Raw genomic sequence first — 14988 nt, 5'->3', positions numbered from 1 at the left:
CCGTTGGATCATGATGATCTTGGGGTCCTCGACCCAAAAGCACATCCCGCTCTACATCTTGCCCGCGACCTTGATGGCGAAGGCGTATTCGAAGGCGATTTCCTCCAGCCGCTGGAAACGTCCGGACGCCCCACCGTGGCCGGCATCCATGTTGGTTTTCATCAGGATCGGATCGCTGCCGGTGGTCTTCTCCCGGAGTTTCGCCACCCACTTCGCCGGCTCCCAGTAGGTCACGCGCGGATCGGTCAGGCCGCCGAGCGCCAGGATTGCCGGATAGGGCTTCGCCTCCACTTTGTCGTAGGGCGAGTAGCCAGCGATGATGTTGTAGAATTCGGCGCTCTCGATCGGATTGCCCCATTCGGGCCATTCCGGTGGCGTCAGCGGCAGGGTGTCGTCGAGCATGGTGTTCAACACGTCGACGAAGGGAACGGCGGCAATGATGCCTTTGAACTTCTCCGGCGCCATGTTGGCGACCGCGCCCATCAACATGCCGCCGGCCGAGCCACCTTCGGCGATGATGTTCGCGTAGGACGTGAACTTCTCCTGATTCAAATAGTCAGCGGCAGCGATGAAGTCTTTGAAGGTATTGGTCTTCTTCGCCATCTTGCCGTCTTCGTACCATTGGAAGCCCTTGTCCTTGCCGCCGCGGATATGGGCTATGGCGTAGACGAAGCCGCGGTCGACGAGCGAGAGGCAGTTGGTGTTGAAGCCGGCCGGAATGGTGATGCCGTAGGCGCCGTAACCGTAGAGCAGACAAGGGGCGGTGCCGTCGAGCGGCGTATCCTTGCGGTAGAGCAGGGTGACCGGCACCTCGACTCCATCCCATGACGGCGCAAAGACACGGCGGGTCACGTAGTCGTCCACGTTGTGGCCGGAGGGCACCTCCTGGGTCTTCAGGAGCGTGCGCTGGCGCGTTGCCATGTCATAGTCGAAAAGTTGCGACGGTGTCGTCATCGACGAGTAGGAGAAGCGGATGACGTCGGTGTCGTATTCGGCAGCGCCCGAGAGCCCCAGAGAGTACGCTTCCTCCGCGAAGGCGATTGCGTGTTCCTCGCCGGTCTTGCGGTCACGGATGACGATTTCCGGCAATCCGTCGCGACGCTGCAGCCAGATCAGATGGCGGGCATAGGCCATGTGGCTAAGGATCAGCGTGCCTGGCTTGTGCGGCACGACTTCGCGCCAGTTTCCCTTTTGCGGCGCTTCCACGGGCGCTTCCATGATCTTGAAATCCTTGGCGCCATCGGCATTTGTGAGGATGTAGAAAACATCGCCGCCTTCCGTCATCAAGTATTCGAGACCAGTTACGCGTTCAGCCACGAGCTGCGGCTCGGCGGTCAGGTTCCTGGTCGAAAGCAGCCGGTATTCGCTGGTTTCGTGGTCATGGATATCGATGTAGATGAAGTCGTCGAGCAGCGACCCGCCGACCGACATGAAGAAACCCGGGTCCTTTTCCTCGTAGACGAGACGGTCGTCTTTCTGGGGCGTGCCGATGACGTGGTGGAAGATCTTCGACGGTCGATGATTCTCGTCCAGCACGGTGTAGAAGAAGCTCTTGCCGTCCGGCGCCCATGCGCCGCCGCCACCCGTATTCTCGATCACATCGGGCAGATCGTCGCCGGTTGAAAGGTCGCGCACTTTCAGGGTGAAATATTCCGAGCCCTTGTCGTCGTAGCCCCAGATGCCTCGTGAATGGTCGCTGCAATGGTCAATGCCGGCGAGGCGGAAATAAGCCTTGCCTTCGGCTTCCTTGTCGCCGTCGAGCAGCACATGGCGGATCGCCTCGTCCTTATGGTTGCCGTCGCGCGGGATCCGGAAGTAGCGGGGCTGTTCGCCGCCGGTCACGTAAGCGGTCCCGTAAGCGAAGGCCCCGTCCTTCATCGGAACGGAAGAATCGTCCTCCTTGATGCGGCCGCGCATCTCGGCAAAGAGGCTCTTCTGCAATTCCTTCGTGTCCGCCATCGCCGCGTTCATGTACGCGTTTTCCGCTTCGAGATGCTTGCGGATTTCCGGATCGAGAATGGAAGGATCCTTGAACATGGCCTGCCAATTGTCCGCCCGGAGCCAGGCATAGTCGTCGGTCCGGCTGATACCGTGGCGTGTATCGGTGACCGGCTTCTTCGGAGCGACGGGGGCGGTGGGCAGGTTCTTGAAAGCAGACAAGGCGTGTCTCCGGATTTGATGGGAGACCATGAGATAGAGAGCACCATTGCGGCGATCAAGCAGAAAGCCGGCGTTCGTTCGTCCTAAAGGCACTTATCGAGGATGGCTCGCCGCCCCTTTATGAGGCGGCGAGTTTGAGGCCGATGCCCCATGGGTCGACCAGGCTGTGGACGTCGCATTGCTTGCTTACCGGTATTTCCAGTTCATCGAGCCTGGCGAGCGCCGTTGCGAGCTTCTGAGCATCGCTGAAGCTGATGGTATAGTCCGCAAGGCCGGTCATGTTGCTCTGCCGCTTGGACGCGCCTCGGGAGTTCCAGATATTGGCCGCAACATGGTGGTGATACCTGCCCGAGGCAAAGAAGCTCGCCCCGGGGTAGCGCGCCATCAGGTCCAATCCGAGCACGTCACGAAAGAACGCGTCCGCCTGGGGGATATCGGAGACCTGCAGATGGATATGGCCGATCGTCGTGCCTTCGGCGAGACCGTCCCAATGGTCCTTCGGCGCCTCGTCATAGAGGGCCTGCAGGTCAAGCGGCAGCGTGCTCATCGCCACGGTGCCGTCCGGCTGATAGGTCCACTCGCCGCGCGGGCGGTCGCGATAGACCTCGATGCCGTTACCCTCCGGGTCGGAGAGATAGATTGCCTCGCTGACCAAGTGGTCGGATGCGCCCTGCAGGCGAATGTTGTGCTGTGCCGCGTGCGCAAGCCAGTGTCCGAGCTCGCGCCGATTGGGTACGAGAAAAGCGGTATGGAACAGACCGGGCGCGTTGCGCGGCGCTCTTGCCGCATTCCCTTCGGTCGTCAGCGTCAGCAGGGGTTTGCCGGCGACGCCGAGGGTTTCACCCTTGGCGCTGGTCTCGATCGGCGTCAGCCCCAGAATCCGCTGGTACCAGGCAGAAACCATCGGCAGATCCTGGACGACGAGGTGGGACCGGTCGACAAAGGCCGGCATCGCGACCGCGTGGTCCGCGGGCACGCTGATTGCCGGGTACGAGTGGGTTGTATCTTGCATTGCATCGCCTTTCTGGGGCGGGCCCGTTGCTCGTGTGGCCACCGGTCGCAGTTTCTTCAAATTGCCATAAATATGGGCCCGTGACCACGTTCAGGAAAGCCGTTATATTACTTGATGTTGTGTTCGATGAGCGTTGACAGTCATGACCACCGCACTACCTGATCTTTCAGTGATGCTAATACGACGGTGGCGGTCGATTTGATTTCAATCAATGCTGGAACATCGCCTCCGCGCAAATTCATGTTGGCGCGGATACGGGAGAAGTGAAGACCGGCCTTCTCCTTGATCCGCGCTTAGGGGCTGGCCTCGCCATATGGCGACCCGGGAACGCAACAGAAGGAGTGCAGCATGTACAAAAAAATCATCGTCCCGATCGCCATGGATCAGCTGGAGCATGGCGAATCCGTACTCAGCATCGCCGAGAAGCTGATCGACGAAGGGGGCGAAATCGTCCTGCTCAACGTCGTAGAGGACCTCAACGCCTACGCGCAGGGGTATATGATCGTCGATTTTCCGCTCGAGATGATCGAGGAGTCGCGCAAGCATGCGGTCAAGACGCTGGAAGCGTTGAAGACCAAGCATGGGATCAAGGGGCGTATCGAAATCCGCACCGGCGGGGCGGCCGGCACCATCAACGCTCTCGCCAAGGAAGAGAATGCGGACCTCGTGATTATTGCTTCGCACCGGCCGGGCCTGATCGACTATTTTATTGGTTCGACCGCCAGCCGCGTCGTCAGCCATTGCCCCTGCGCCGTTCTCGTCGACCGGTAAAGATGCCAAGAACAAGAAGGCGGCGTGGTTCGAACCGCGCCGCGACCAAGGAGCCCTGCAAATGGACAAGTACGCGCTTGATGATTTTCGCGAACAGCTTCTCCGCCGCAAACACGAGCTTTATGGCCGGCTGGTGAAGATCGAGGAGGATCTCGATCAGCCGATGAATGCCGACGTACCGGATCGCGTCACCGAGCGGGAAAACGACGAGGTATTGGAAGGCCTCGGCCTCGCGGGTCAGGGCGAGATCCGTGCCATTGATGCCGCCCTGGACCGAATTGAGGCCGGAACCTTCGGCACCTGTGTACGCTGCGGTGACCCGATTTCGCCGGAAAGATTGCACGCGGTGCCGCACGCTCCGCTTTGCCAGACCTGTGCGGCGGAGATAGCACGCGCAAAATAAGCTGGGCTCACGCAATTTGGTTTTGACGACTCTCCCGCTCGCTGGCGGGCTTGACCGCGGCGGATTGTCGTTCCGACAGCGTCCACCGGCGTAGTTGCCACGTGCCGTAACAATCAAGATGTCACTCCGCGGTTACCTTCAACCGCCGATCCGGGGCGGCCGACCGGAGGCAAGCCGGCCGGCTTTGCAGGACATCAGCCGATTGTTGTAATAGGTTGCAAAAATTGATCCTTTCGTCGTCCGACGGCTCTTTGCCGTGGGCGCGTACTGTGGCACGTTAAACGGGTAGAACACGTGCCTGCGTCGGGCCTGACATCAGCCGCCGATCGGGAAATTGTTTCGACTTCCGATCGCGGTGCGGACCCGGGCATGAGCAGGCCCTTTGTGTGTCCAAGGGATGTTGACGCGGCGTCGAGGGGAGGATCGCGTGGAGACTGACGCTGTCAAGTGGAACTATGACCGATCCGAACTGATTGCGGATGGGATCGTCCACGGCATCGGTCTTGCGGCAGCGCTTTGCGGTGTCACGGCGCTGATTTTCTACGCGACGCTTTGGAGCACGTCCGGTCAGCTTGCCGCCGCTTGGATTTATGGCGTCGGGCTCGTCACCACCCTTTCGGTGTCCTTCCTCTATAATCTCTTCCCGATCTGCCGGGTGAAGTGGCTTTTGCGTCGGTTCGACCATTCCTCGATCTTCGTGCTGATCGCGGCAACCTATACGCCGTTTCTCCAGCGCGGCTGGGACAATCCGTTCCTTTCCAGAATGCTGATCGGCATCTGGGCCATCGCCGCGCTGGGCATAGTGATCAAGTGTCTCTTCCCCGGTCGGTTCGACCGGCTTGCGATCCTGCTCTATCTGGGCATGGGTTGGAGCGGCGTGCTCGCCGCCCGGTCGCTTTTATCCACGCTGACGGCGACGACATTGATCCTGATCCTGATTGGCGGCGTCATTTACTCGACGGGCGTGATCTTCCATGTCTGGGAACGCTTGCGCTTCCAGAACGCAATCTGGCACGGCTTTGTCGTTGCAGGTTCGGCGGTGCACTATTCGGCGGTCGTGACCTGCTTCAGCGGCGCAGCGCTGTCCTGACTCTCTTCATCCCCGGTCATTCCGGCGCGGGCCGACAGCCGTCGGACGGCCTCAACGCCGCGGCCATGCGCGAGATGATCCCGTCGAAACTCGTCAGCGGATTCTTGCGATATTGCAGGCGGAAATAGGCGGCACTTCCGTCGCAAAGGGCGATCGCCCGGGCATAGAATACTTCGTCGTCACGCGCGCCGGAGAAGCTCGCCCAGGCAGGCGTCACGCGCGAGAACAGCATCCTCCAATCATCCTGAGTCTCGAGGCCGATGTGGTCGGCCACATCGGTTTCGAAATCGCCATCCAGCGGATGACTTCCAAACACCGCAAGCGTCGCTCCGTTGTCGTCCGCATGGAAACTCACGCCGTCGCCCTCGTCGGATGCGTCCTGGCGCAGTTCGAAGCCCGGCGGAATCTCCACCGTGTAGCCGAAGCGAGGATTGGCATAGGAATGCCAGTCGTCCTCCGCGGCTGCGGGAAACGCGAGCCCTGTGAGGAGGGCGAGGGCGAAGAAAGCGCGGCGCATGCGGGCATCCTTTTGGCTTGCTTCGATTGCCGCTCCTCGTAGCCCGGCCCCGAAGCCCCTGCTGTTTCTCGCGGAACAGCCGGAGCGCCACGCGTTCAACACAACGCAGCGCTCACACTCATGGCACCGCTTCCGTGTCGCGCTGTCAATCCTCTTCGAAGGTATGGCCGTGCCGTTGAGGCAACAACGCAAGCCTGCCGCCGGAGGGGTATCGGAAAAACACGGCCGAGACGGCGTCGCGCTCCGCGCAGCGGATTACAGTCCGCACCATGAAATGCGCGCGATCATATTCTCTGATCGCCTGGCCGTCGATGGGTGCGAAACCGCTTGGCTGGACACAGCCGGAATCGAACTCGTCTCCGACCGGAGAAGAGCCCGGCTGCAGCGGACGCCTTTATCGCGCGCCGATCCTTTTGTTATCGAGAAGGAGCCAGGAATAGGATGCTTCGGTGCCACGTTCGCAGGTACTGCGATACTGCAACATTTGCCTGCGCTTTGCAGTGTATTACTGTCGCGCACCTCCGATTCGTGCCGATTCACTCTTGAGGCGGAACAGGCCTTATTCTATGTCCGGTAACAATTTGATCGGATGGTCAAAACGGCGAAGGAGCTTGCCAAGACGATGGATGTCGCGGCCCTGACATTTCTGGCCCTCGGTCTCCCCTTCGTCGCGGCACTCGTTGCCCCGGTGCTGACGCGATTTCTCGGCCACAACGCCGCCTGGCTGCTGGCTCTCGCGCCGGCCGCGATCTTCGTGCATTTCCTCGGCTTCGTTCCGGAAATCGCTGACGGCGAAATCGTCACCGGCGGCTATGCCTGGATTCCCTCCTTCAACGTCAGCTTCTCCTGGCTGATCGACGGGCTGTCGCTGACGTTCGCACTTTTGATTTCCGGCATCGGGGCGCTGATCGTCCTCTACTCGGGCGGTTATCTAAAGGGCCATCCGCATCAGGGCCGGTTCCTTTCCTTCATCCTGATGTTCATGGGCTCCATGCAGGGTCTCGTCCTTTCGGACAGTTTCCTGATGCTCTTCGTCTTCTGGGAGCTGACGTCGATTACGTCCTTCCTGCTGATCGGCTTCGATCACGGCCGCGAGGCCGCACGCCGTGCGGCGCTGCAGGCATTGGTCGTCACGGGGGGAGGCGGCCTGCTGCTGCTTGCCGGCCTTCTCATCCTCTGGAACGTGAGCGGTATTACCCAGTTCTCTTTGCTTCTCTCGTTCGGCGCGGAGTTGAAGGAGAGCCCGTTCTACCTTGCCGTACTTCTTCTGGTGCTGGGCGGAGCCTTTACCAAGTCTGCGCAGTTTCCGTTCCACTTCTGGCTGCCGAACGCCATGGAGGCTCCGACGCCGGTTTCGGCCTATCTGCATTCCGCGACGATGGTGAAGGCGGGCGTCTACCTGCTGATGCGGCTCAATCCGGTGCTCGGGGGCACGCCGGAATGGCAAATCCTGCTGCCTTTGTTCGGGGTGGCGACGCTCGTGAGCGGTGCAGCGCTGGCGGTGCGTCAAACCGACCTCAAGCTGATGCTTGCCTACACGACGATGGCTTCGCTCGGTCTTCTGGTCCTGCTGACAGGCGTCGGTTCGCCGCATGCGGTCGAGGCAGCAGCGCTCTATCTCGTGGCGCACGCGCTGTTCAAGGGCGCCCTGTTCATGGTTGCGGGCATCATCGACCACGAGACGGGCTCGCGCGACCTGACAAAGCTCGGCGGGTTGCGCTCGGCCATGCCGCTGACCTTCGTGATCGCTCTTGCCGGCGCACTTTCGATGGCCGGCCTGCCGCCCTTTTTCGGTTTCCTCGCAAAGGAGGAAATCTATGGTGCGCTTTCCGGTTTCGATCCGCGCTCGATGGCCTTTGCGGCGTTGACCGTTGTCGGTAACGCCCTGATGTTTGCCGTCGCTTTCGCCGTCGCCTTGAGACCATTCCTGGGACCGAAAGTAGAGACGCCGAGGCAAGCCCATGAGGCGCCGGTCCTCCTCTGGCTCGGTCCGGCGATTCTGGCATTGAAGGGGCTGTCGATCGCGCTGATGTCCGGTCTTGCTCATCGGCTGATTTCTTCGCCGATGTCTTCCGCCATTGCCGGCGGACCGCGGACGGTGACGATCTCACTGGTCCCGCATATCGGCATGCCGCTACTTTTATCTGCCGCCACCGTGTTGGTCGGTGTCGTCTTTTATCTCAACCTCGATCGCCTCCGGGCAGGCATGGCCGTCGTGCTTGCCGATATCGGCTGGGGGCCGGACCGAGGTTTCGACCAGTTCATCCGCGGGCTTTTGCGGATCGCCGTGGCCATCACTCGCCGGGTACAAAGCGGCAAGCTCGACGTCTACATGACCGCCGTCTTCGTGCTGGTCGCGGCGGTCCTGCTTGCAACTCCGGTCCTTTATGGGGAACTGCCGCGGGCGCCGTTCTTCGCGGCGGACGTTCCGGCGCATGAGCTTGCGATCATGGCCATTGCCGTCGCGGGCCTCGTGGCCGTGGTGCTCGCCGCCGATCGTCTGACTGCGATTGTCTCGCTCGGCATCCAGGGTTTTGCCGTCGCCGTTATCTTCCTGCTCTACGGCGCGCCGGATCTCTCCTTTACCCAGTTCATGATCGAGACGCTGTCGGTCGTGGTGCTGGCACTGGTGATGACCCGGCTGAGGCTTTCGCCTTCGGATCACCGGCCGCTGCACCAGAAGGTTCCCGACTCGATGATCGCGCTCGCCTGCGGGCTCGGTTTCGGCCTCTTTCTGCTGAGAGCCACAGGCATGCCGTTCGACGCAACGCTGACGGATTTCTATAATCTCTATTCGAAGTCGATCGCGCACGGAGCCAATGTCGTCAACGTCATCATCGTCGATTTCCGCGGCACGGACACGCTTGGCGAAATCGCCGTGGTGATGACCACCGGTCTCGCCATTCTCTCGCTCGTGCGGCTGAGGGCGGGTTCGCTCAAGCGCGGCACCGATGAGCGGCAGGATGCGGAGGAACGCGCATGAAATCGGTGATTTTCCGTACGGTCGCGCCGTTCCTGACAAGCCTGATGACGCTGTTCTCGATCTTCGTCCTGTTGCGTGGCCATAATGAACCGGGCGGCGGGTTCATCGGCGGCTTGATTGCCGTCTCCGCCTTGGCGATCTACGGCATCGCCCACGGCGTCGAGACGGTAAGGCGCGCGATCTATTTCCATCCGATGGCGATCGCCGGCGCGGGGCTCCTTGCCGCGACGGTCGCGGGTCTGATTTCGCTCTTTGCGCATGTGCCGTTCATGACCGGGCTGTGGATCTATCCGTCGCTTTTCGGTGTCGAGATCCCGCTCTCGACCGTCATGCTGTTCGATACCGGCGTTTATCTCGTGGTTGTCGGAGCGATCAGTTCGGTCGCGCTTTCGCTTGAAGAACGGGGAGGCGAGTGATGGAGGCTTGGTTTGCGTTGCTCGTGGGCATCTTCTTTACTGTCGCGGTCTACCTGATGCTGTCGAAGTCCATCATCCGCGTGCTCCTCGGCGTGGCGGTTCTCGGCAATGCGGTCAACCTGTTGATCTTCACCGGGGGGCGGCTGACGCGCGACGTGCCGCCGGTCATTGCCGGCGGTGTCGACACGCTGGGCGGCCCGGCCGCCAATGCGTTGCCGCAGGCGCTGATCCTGACCGCGATCGTCATTTCCTTTTCCTTCTTCGCCTTCCTCTTGGTTCTCGCTTGGCGCGCCTATGAGGATCTGTCGACCGACAACACGGATGAGATGCGTGTGGCTGAGCCGGTGAAGGAACCGATGCCGCCGCTTGGATATTGATCGACCCATGGCTGTCCCGACCTCATCCTCCGTCGATCTTTCCGCCGCGCTCGTTCTCGGCCCGACGACCGGTGCCGACTGGCTGGTGATCCTGCCGGTCGCCTGGTGCTTCGCCGTCGGCGCGGTTCTGGTCATGTTGCGCCGCGCGGTCGGCCTTCACCCGATCATTGCGGTTGCAGGGCTCGTAGGACTGGTCCTCATCGACGCGCTATTGCTTGGACATGTGGCGGCCCACGGGCCGGAGACCATGGTCATGGGGCGTTGGTTGCCGCCCTTCGGCATCGCCTTCACGGTCGATCTGACGGGGGCGCTCTTTGCTCTGGTCGCGGCAATCGTTGCCCTCGCCGGCGGTATCTTCTCGCTCGCCGATATCAACGACAGCGGCAGGCGCTACGGCTTCTATCCGTTCCTGATGCTGCTGATGGCGGGCGTCTCCGGCGCTTTCCTGACCGGGGACATATTTAACCTCTACGTCTGGTTCGAAGTCCTGCTGATTTCCTCCTTCGGTCTTCTGGTTCTCGGTTCCGAGCCCGAGCAGATCGACGGCACGGTGAAGTATGGCTTCCTGAATCTCGTGGCAACGACGCTGTTCCTGGTCGCGACGGGCTATCTTTATGCCGTGTTCGGGACGCTGAACATGGCCGACATCGCCCGCAAGGCGGAAGGCTTGCGGGGCAGCGCGCCGTTGATGACGCTGACGGCGCTCTATGTGCTGGCATTCGGCATGAAGGCTGCAGCGTTCCCGGTGAATTTCTGGCTGCCGGCCTCCTACCACACCCCGCGCGTCGTCGTGTCGGCGCTTTTTGCCGGTCTGCTCACCAAGGTCGGTATCTACGCTCTGATCCGCGTGATGGTCATGCTTTTTCCGGTTGAAAGAGAGGAACTGAGCTTCGTCATGGCGCTTGCAGGAGCCTTGACGATGATTGTCGGTGTTCTCGGCGCGCTGGCGCAGACCGACTTCCGCCGCATCCTTGGCTATCTCGTGGTTTCAGGGATCGGGTCGATGCTGGCGGGGATCGCTGTCGGCGGTCCTGGCGGTATCGGCGGCGCGATCTTCTACGCGCTCCATTCGATGCTGGTGATGACCGGCCTCTATTTCGCCGCCGGAATCGCCGCGCGGCTCGGCGGGGGCTCTTCCATCGCGACGGTCTCGGGCCTGTACCGCAAGAACGTGGGATTTGCCGCGCTGACCTTGATGTTGTGTTTCGCCGTCTCCGGGCTGCCGCCCTTTTCCGGCTTCTGGCCGAAGGTCATGCTCGTCAAGGCGGCGCTCGACATCGGTGCCTGGTGGCTTGCGGCGGCACTCCTTCTTGCCGGCTTCTGCACGGTGATTGCGACCGGCCGTCTGTTCCTGCTTGCCTATTGGCGCGACGAGCCCGGTGCGGCTGCCGAGACCGTGCGGCTGCCCCCGGTCGTATTGGTGCCGCTTGCGGGCCTTTCCCTCCTCACGCTCGGGATCGGGCTCTATCCGGAGCCGTTGCTGGCGACGATCCAGAGTGCGGCCGCTGGGCTTGCGGAGCCGTCGGCGTATCTGAATTCAGTCTTTCCTGCGGGAGGCCTGAGATGAAGTTCCCGGGAATGAAGTTCCTTGCGATCAACCTGATCTTCACCGCCATCTGGGGCGCCATCAGTTCGAGCTTCACCCTCGCAAATCTCGTGCTCGGCTTCCTGGTCGGCGCGCTGTCGCTTGCGCTCATCCGGCGTGAGTTGCGGCCGGTGACCTATCCGATAAGGCCTCTGCGCATGTTGCTTCTCATGCTGCTCTTCTTCAAGGAACTCGCTGTTTCCGCGACCAAGGTCGCTATTCTCGTCATGCAGCCGAAGATGGTGCTGAAGCCCGGTATCTTCGCCTACCCACTGACGCTCAAGAGCGACTTCGAGATCACGCTGCTCGCCAATCTCATCACTCTGACGCCGGGAACCCTTTCGGTCGACGTTTCCGACGATCGCAAGAATCTCTACGTCCATGCGCTCGATTGCGCCGATCCGGGCACACTTCGACAGGACATCGCGCGCGGCTTCGAACGCCGAATCCGGGAGGCCTTTGGATCGTGATGGCTGAGACCGTGCTTTCCGCAGCGATCGGCTTCGCGCTGGTGCTCCTCTCCGCCGCGCTCTTGATGACCGTGTTGCGTATCATCCGGGGGCCCACTTTGCCGGACCGCGTCCTCGGGCTCGATATGCTGGTGGCGATCGCGATCGGTTTTATTGCCGTGATCGCCATCAAGACCGGCTTCAACCTTTACATAGACATTGCCATCGCTTTGGGCCTGGTCGGCTTTCTCGCGACCGTTGCCTTCGCCCGTTTCATCCTGGCGCGCGGCCTGGCACCGGAACAGTCCGCGCATGCCGCGCCCACCAAAAAGACATCACCGAAGCGCGGCAAGGCCGCCCCGCCGGCGCGCCGCAAACGCCGAGGAACACGTTGATGGAAGCGCAAGCCAATGCCGCAATCACGCTTGTCGTCGCGTTGATCGTCGTTGTCGGCGCTTTATTCTCGCTGCTGGCCGCTTTGGGGATCGTTCGGTTTCCCGACCTCTACACACGCATGCATGCGGCGTCGAAAGCGGGAACCATCGGCTCCGGCCTCTTGCTTCTGGCGGCGGGGTTGCATTCCCTCGACGGTGCAATTCTCGTGCGTGCGCTTGCTGGCTTTGTTTTCTTCATTCTGACGGCGCCGATCTCCGCCCATCTCTTGGCCAAAGCCGCGCACCAGGCGGGTTACAGGCTGACGAAACTGTCGGTAATAGATCAGCTTCCACAAAAGGAAGAGCCACGTCGGCTTTGATCGACACCGTTTCTGTCTTTGTATTTCCGGACAAATCCGCGTGCGGTCACAATTTTAGCATTTTGGAATAAAGTTGCTGCTGTTCGATAAAATTATGTTTGGACTTTTCGGCGATCAATGTTAATGCAGTAAATGCAAAGTGTCGTCGTGGAAAATACTTTGAACTGAAATTCCAGCTTGAGTTGTGAATATTATCCGTTGCTTTGAGGTGTCGATTGTCCTGATGCCTTGGTGGCGGGTTTCGCTATCCCAATTCGAGCCTTGATGTTGCGGCAGAACCTTGGTCCTCGCCGTACAGTTATCGGTCAATTCCAAGGCAGCGGGCGCTGTTCGGCGGCATTTTCGCGAATTCCTCCCTCTGAAACGCTGTTTCAGATTTGTTGCTGGATTCCGATAGGAGAAAGAAATGACAGAAACCACGCCCGGCGCGAGCCACGAACTCCTGGTTGAGTTGACGGCGGAAATCGTTGCCGCCTATGTAAGCAACCACGTGGTTCCGGTTGCCGAGCTTCCGACGCTCATAGCCGATGTTCACTCGGCCCTTAACAACACGACGGCTCCTGCACCGGTGGTGGTTCCGGTCGAGAAGCCGAAACCCGCCGTTTCGGTGCGCAAGTCGGTTCAGGATGATCAGATCACCTGCCTTGAATGCGGCGGCACGTTCAAGTCGCTGAAGCGCCACCTGATGACCCATCACAATCTTTCGCCCGAAGAGTATCGCGAAAAGTGGGATCTGCCTGCGGACTATCCGATGGTTGCGCCCGCCTATGCGGAAGCCCGCTCGCGTCTCGCCAAGGAGATGGGCCTCGGACAGCGTCGCAAGCGCCGCGGGAAGTAATCCCGTTCGCCGCTTGGCCCGGGAAGGCTGAGCACGGACGAGTGCGCTCAGCGTTTCGTTTTGGAAAGAAGGTCGGGCCGAAACAAGCGCCCGGCCTTGTTCGTTTTTGCGACAAGGTCTCGCGTCGGGGCGAACTACAGCGCCGCGCGTCTCATCAGGCGCGTAAAGGACGTCATAGCACTTTGAAGTGCTGCATGTTTTTTCATTAAATCGGCAACATGTAGTAGGCGGCGTCAGGCCGCCAGCCGGACTTCCGCCTCGTTCTTGATCCGCCGGACCATGGAGCGCAGGCCATTGGCGCGCTGCGACGACAGATGCTCGATGAGGCCGATCTTGCCGAAGACATCGAGGGCGTCGAGCTGCGCGATTTCCGAAGCGTGCTTGCCGGAATAAAGGGCGAGAACGATCGCCACGAGCCCACGAACGATGTGGGCGTCGGATTCCCCTTCGAAGGTCAGGACGGGGTTCTCCGGATCACCGGTCGTGTGAGTCACGAGCCAGACCTGGCTTGCACAGCCCTGAACCTTGTTCTCGCTCGTTCGCAAGGCCTCCGGCATCTCCGGCAAGCTCTTGCCCAGCTCGATCACGTAGCGGTAGCGGTCCTCCCACTCGTCGAGGAAGGAAAAGTCGTCAATGATCTGGTCAAGTGGAGTCATGGCCCATCCGATTCCCGGCGCCGCTTCATGGTCGGCTTCCGCCGCGCGATAGCTCTCGCCTGTCCCGATCCCGCTCTCTTGCCGTCATCGGGATCTCACCCTTTCATATAGGAGATGCGGGCGGCAATGAGAACAGCCGATATCATTTGCGCCCAAACATCGTCGCGACTCTCGTCCCATTCCGTATAAAAAAACACCGCGAAGGATGGATATCCTCGCGGTGGCCGAAACGGAACGGCTAATCAGGCAGTTGGAGTGAGACGACCGCAGGCCGGCAAGCCAGACGGACAAAGCCTGTCGTTACTGCGCCACGGCGGCCCTTGGGTCGAGACGCTTTTCCGGGACCGGCGTGCGCTTGAAGGTCGGCGCGCTGTCATTCGCTTCGTCATGCGAAGTAGCTGTGGGCGTAACCGTGCCCGTCATGATCTTGGCGTCCGGTGCGCCGGCATCGGTTTCAGCGAACTGCGTGTCGAGAAACTCGTAGGCGATGCGCGCGCCTTCGCGGGCTCGATGTCCAAGCGCAACGAAAGTCTCGGCGCCCTTCTCGCAGACGTCAGGCTTCTGAATGCAGATGGCGCGTACATATTGGAACGCCTCGCTGGCTGCCGAAAAGGTATCGCCGATCTCCACCTTCGGTCCGTGCTGTAGCTTCTCGGTGCTAGAGGGATCCAGGAACGGCAGGAGGACCAGAACCAGAGAAAACCAGAATGCTGCCTTGGCGAAAAACCACATCTTCTGCCCATCCTTTGTTCGACTGCCGCAGCTCCCGGTCTTTTAACCGATTTTGCCTTCGGCAGTCCCGGACGCGAGGTATCGCCTGATACACACGCCCGCTTGCATCCATGTCGGGAATCGGTCACGCGCCCGGCTCCCCTCCATGTCTTGCGACGGACATTAGTGTGGGAATCACAAGGGCGCTTTTCCAAAACCAGTGGAATTTGTCTCGAATTTTAATGAAATGCGCGATTTCGGTATCC

The 14988-nt window shown here is 60.7% G+C and carries 16 protein-coding genes and 1 pseudogene; 11 read left to right on the top strand and 6 right to left on the bottom strand.

The features are described 5' to 3' along the window. Positions 1–51: 51 nt before the first annotated feature. Together QN222_RS14050 and QN222_RS14045 are read right to left on the bottom strand one after the other, a co-directional pair. A complete protein-coding gene (locus QN222_RS14050; protein WP_283962676.1) occupies positions 52–2160 on the bottom strand; it encodes a S9 family peptidase in 2109 nt (702 codons plus the stop codon). 118 nt (positions 2161–2278) lie between these two features. After that, on the bottom strand, positions 2279–3172 hold the full coding sequence (locus tag QN222_RS14045) for a VOC family protein (RefSeq protein WP_283962675.1): 894 nt from the start codon (positions 3170–3172) through the stop codon (positions 2279–2281). Between the two features lie 348 nt (positions 3173–3520). On the opposite strand from QN222_RS14045, the gene QN222_RS14040 reads away from it, so the two are divergent. From QN222_RS14040 to QN222_RS14030, 3 genes are all read left to right on the top strand, one after another. Then, positions 3521–3943: a universal stress protein gene (locus QN222_RS14040; RefSeq protein ID WP_283962674.1), complete on the top strand. Its 423-nt coding sequence runs from the start codon at positions 3521–3523 to the stop codon at positions 3941–3943. Between the two features lie 61 nt (positions 3944–4004). Next, positions 4005–4346 carry a TraR/DksA C4-type zinc finger protein gene (locus QN222_RS14035; protein ID WP_283962673.1) on the top strand — a complete coding sequence of 114 codons (342 nt, stop codon included), beginning with the start codon at positions 4005–4007 and terminating at the stop codon, positions 4344–4346. Positions 4347–4773: 427 nt separating this feature from the next. Next, positions 4774–5436, top strand: a complete 663-nt coding sequence (locus QN222_RS14030; RefSeq protein ID WP_283962672.1) for a hemolysin III family protein — start codon at positions 4774–4776, stop codon at positions 5434–5436. A 16-nt stretch (positions 5437–5452) separates the two neighbouring features. On the opposite strand, the gene QN222_RS14025 is transcribed toward QN222_RS14030, so the two are convergent. Further along, a complete protein-coding gene (locus QN222_RS14025; protein ID WP_283962671.1) occupies positions 5453–5953 on the bottom strand; it encodes a hypothetical protein in 501 nt (166 codons plus the stop codon). 145 nt (positions 5954–6098) lie between these two features. Further along, positions 6099–6431 (bottom strand): annotated as a pseudogene (locus tag QN222_RS30325) (peptide-methionine (R)-S-oxide reductase); the annotation flags it as partial. A 144-nt stretch (positions 6432–6575) separates the two neighbouring features. Here QN222_RS30325 and QN222_RS14015 point away from each other — a divergent pair. From QN222_RS14015 to mucR, 8 genes are all read left to right on the top strand, one after another. Next, the gene (locus tag QN222_RS14015; protein ID WP_283962704.1) at positions 6576–8936 is read left to right on the top strand and encodes a putative monovalent cation/H+ antiporter subunit A; all 2361 of its coding nucleotides are present in this window, start codon (positions 6576–6578) and stop codon (positions 8934–8936) included. Beyond that, positions 8933–9352, top strand: coding sequence for a Na(+)/H(+) antiporter subunit B (locus tag QN222_RS14010; protein ID WP_283962669.1), 420 nt, complete (start codon positions 8933–8935; stop codon positions 9350–9352). Before QN222_RS14015 ends, QN222_RS14010 begins: the two co-directional genes overlap by 4 nt. Next, positions 9352–9729, top strand: coding sequence for a Na+/H+ antiporter subunit C (locus tag QN222_RS14005; protein WP_283962668.1), 378 nt, complete (start codon positions 9352–9354; stop codon positions 9727–9729). The genes QN222_RS14010 and QN222_RS14005 overlap by 1 nt, the downstream gene beginning before the upstream one ends. 7 nt (positions 9730–9736) lie before the next feature. Then, positions 9737–11296, top strand: coding sequence for a Na+/H+ antiporter subunit D (locus QN222_RS14000; protein WP_283962667.1), 1560 nt, complete (start codon positions 9737–9739; stop codon positions 11294–11296). Between the two features lie 11 nt (positions 11297–11307). After that, positions 11308–11784: a Na+/H+ antiporter subunit E gene (locus tag QN222_RS13995; RefSeq protein ID WP_283962703.1), complete on the top strand. Its 477-nt coding sequence runs from the start codon at positions 11308–11310 to the stop codon at positions 11782–11784. Continuing rightward, positions 11784–12158: a cation:proton antiporter gene (locus QN222_RS13990; RefSeq protein ID WP_283962666.1), complete on the top strand. Its 375-nt coding sequence runs from the start codon at positions 11784–11786 to the stop codon at positions 12156–12158. Before QN222_RS13995 ends, QN222_RS13990 begins: the two co-directional genes overlap by 1 nt. Beyond that, positions 12158–12517 carry a monovalent cation/H(+) antiporter subunit G gene (mnhG, locus tag QN222_RS13985; RefSeq protein ID WP_283962665.1) on the top strand — a complete coding sequence of 120 codons (360 nt, stop codon included), beginning with the start codon at positions 12158–12160 and terminating at the stop codon, positions 12515–12517. Before QN222_RS13990 ends, mnhG begins: the two co-directional genes overlap by 1 nt. Positions 12518–12923: 406 nt before the next feature. Next, on the top strand, positions 12924–13355 hold the full coding sequence (gene mucR / locus QN222_RS13980) for an exopolysaccharide biosynthesis transcriptional regulator MucR (protein ID WP_136504043.1): 432 nt from the start codon (positions 12924–12926) through the stop codon (positions 13353–13355). Between the two features lie 233 nt (positions 13356–13588). Here mucR and QN222_RS13975 read toward each other — a convergent pair whose 3' ends face one another. Then, positions 13589–14011: a SufE family protein gene (locus QN222_RS13975; protein WP_283962664.1), complete on the bottom strand. Its 423-nt coding sequence runs from the start codon at positions 14009–14011 to the stop codon at positions 13589–13591. A gap of 300 nt (positions 14012–14311) precedes the next feature. After that, positions 14312–14743, bottom strand: coding sequence for a DUF5330 domain-containing protein (locus QN222_RS13970; RefSeq protein WP_283962663.1), 432 nt, complete (start codon positions 14741–14743; stop codon positions 14312–14314). Between the last annotated feature and the right edge of the window lie 245 nt (positions 14744–14988).

This window comes from Sinorhizobium sp. 6-70 (genome assembly GCF_030124375.1).
In the GTDB taxonomy this organism is placed as follows: domain Bacteria; phylum Pseudomonadota; class Alphaproteobacteria; order Rhizobiales; family Rhizobiaceae; genus Sinorhizobium.
This window is presented reverse-complemented; position numbering and strand designations above follow the sequence as displayed.

What these genes read in the sequence shown, in the direction of transcription:
- mnhG (WP_283962665.1), top strand. Translation starts at nt 12,158, where the DNA reads ATGGAAGCGCAAGCCAATGCCGCAATCACGCTTGTCGTCGCGTTGATC.
- QN222_RS13975 (WP_283962664.1), bottom strand. Translation starts at nt 14,011, where the DNA reads ATGACTCCACTTGACCAGATCATTGACGACTTTTCCTTCCTCGACGAG.
- QN222_RS14010 (WP_283962669.1), top strand. Translation starts at nt 8,933, where the DNA reads ATGAAATCGGTGATTTTCCGTACGGTCGCGCCGTTCCTGACAAGCCTG.
- QN222_RS14015 (WP_283962704.1), top strand. Translation starts at nt 6,576, where the DNA reads ATGGATGTCGCGGCCCTGACATTTCTGGCCCTCGGTCTCCCCTTCGTC.
- QN222_RS14035 (WP_283962673.1), top strand. Translation starts at nt 4,005, where the DNA reads ATGGACAAGTACGCGCTTGATGATTTTCGCGAACAGCTTCTCCGCCGC.
- QN222_RS13990 (WP_283962666.1), top strand. Translation starts at nt 11,784, where the DNA reads ATGGCTGAGACCGTGCTTTCCGCAGCGATCGGCTTCGCGCTGGTGCTC.
- QN222_RS13970 (WP_283962663.1), bottom strand. Translation starts at nt 14,743, where the DNA reads ATGTGGTTTTTCGCCAAGGCAGCATTCTGGTTTTCTCTGGTTCTGGTC.
- QN222_RS14025 (WP_283962671.1), bottom strand. Translation starts at nt 5,953, where the DNA reads ATGCGCCGCGCTTTCTTCGCCCTCGCCCTCCTCACAGGGCTCGCGTTT.
- QN222_RS14005 (WP_283962668.1), top strand. Translation starts at nt 9,352, where the DNA reads ATGGAGGCTTGGTTTGCGTTGCTCGTGGGCATCTTCTTTACTGTCGCG.
- QN222_RS14045 (WP_283962675.1), bottom strand. Translation starts at nt 3,172, where the DNA reads ATGCAAGATACAACCCACTCGTACCCGGCAATCAGCGTGCCCGCGGAC.
- QN222_RS14000 (WP_283962667.1), top strand. Translation starts at nt 9,737, where the DNA reads ATGGCTGTCCCGACCTCATCCTCCGTCGATCTTTCCGCCGCGCTCGTT.
- QN222_RS14040 (WP_283962674.1), top strand. Translation starts at nt 3,521, where the DNA reads ATGTACAAAAAAATCATCGTCCCGATCGCCATGGATCAGCTGGAGCAT.
- QN222_RS13995 (WP_283962703.1), top strand. Translation starts at nt 11,308, where the DNA reads ATGAAGTTCCTTGCGATCAACCTGATCTTCACCGCCATCTGGGGCGCC.
- mucR (WP_136504043.1), top strand. Translation starts at nt 12,924, where the DNA reads ATGACAGAAACCACGCCCGGCGCGAGCCACGAACTCCTGGTTGAGTTG.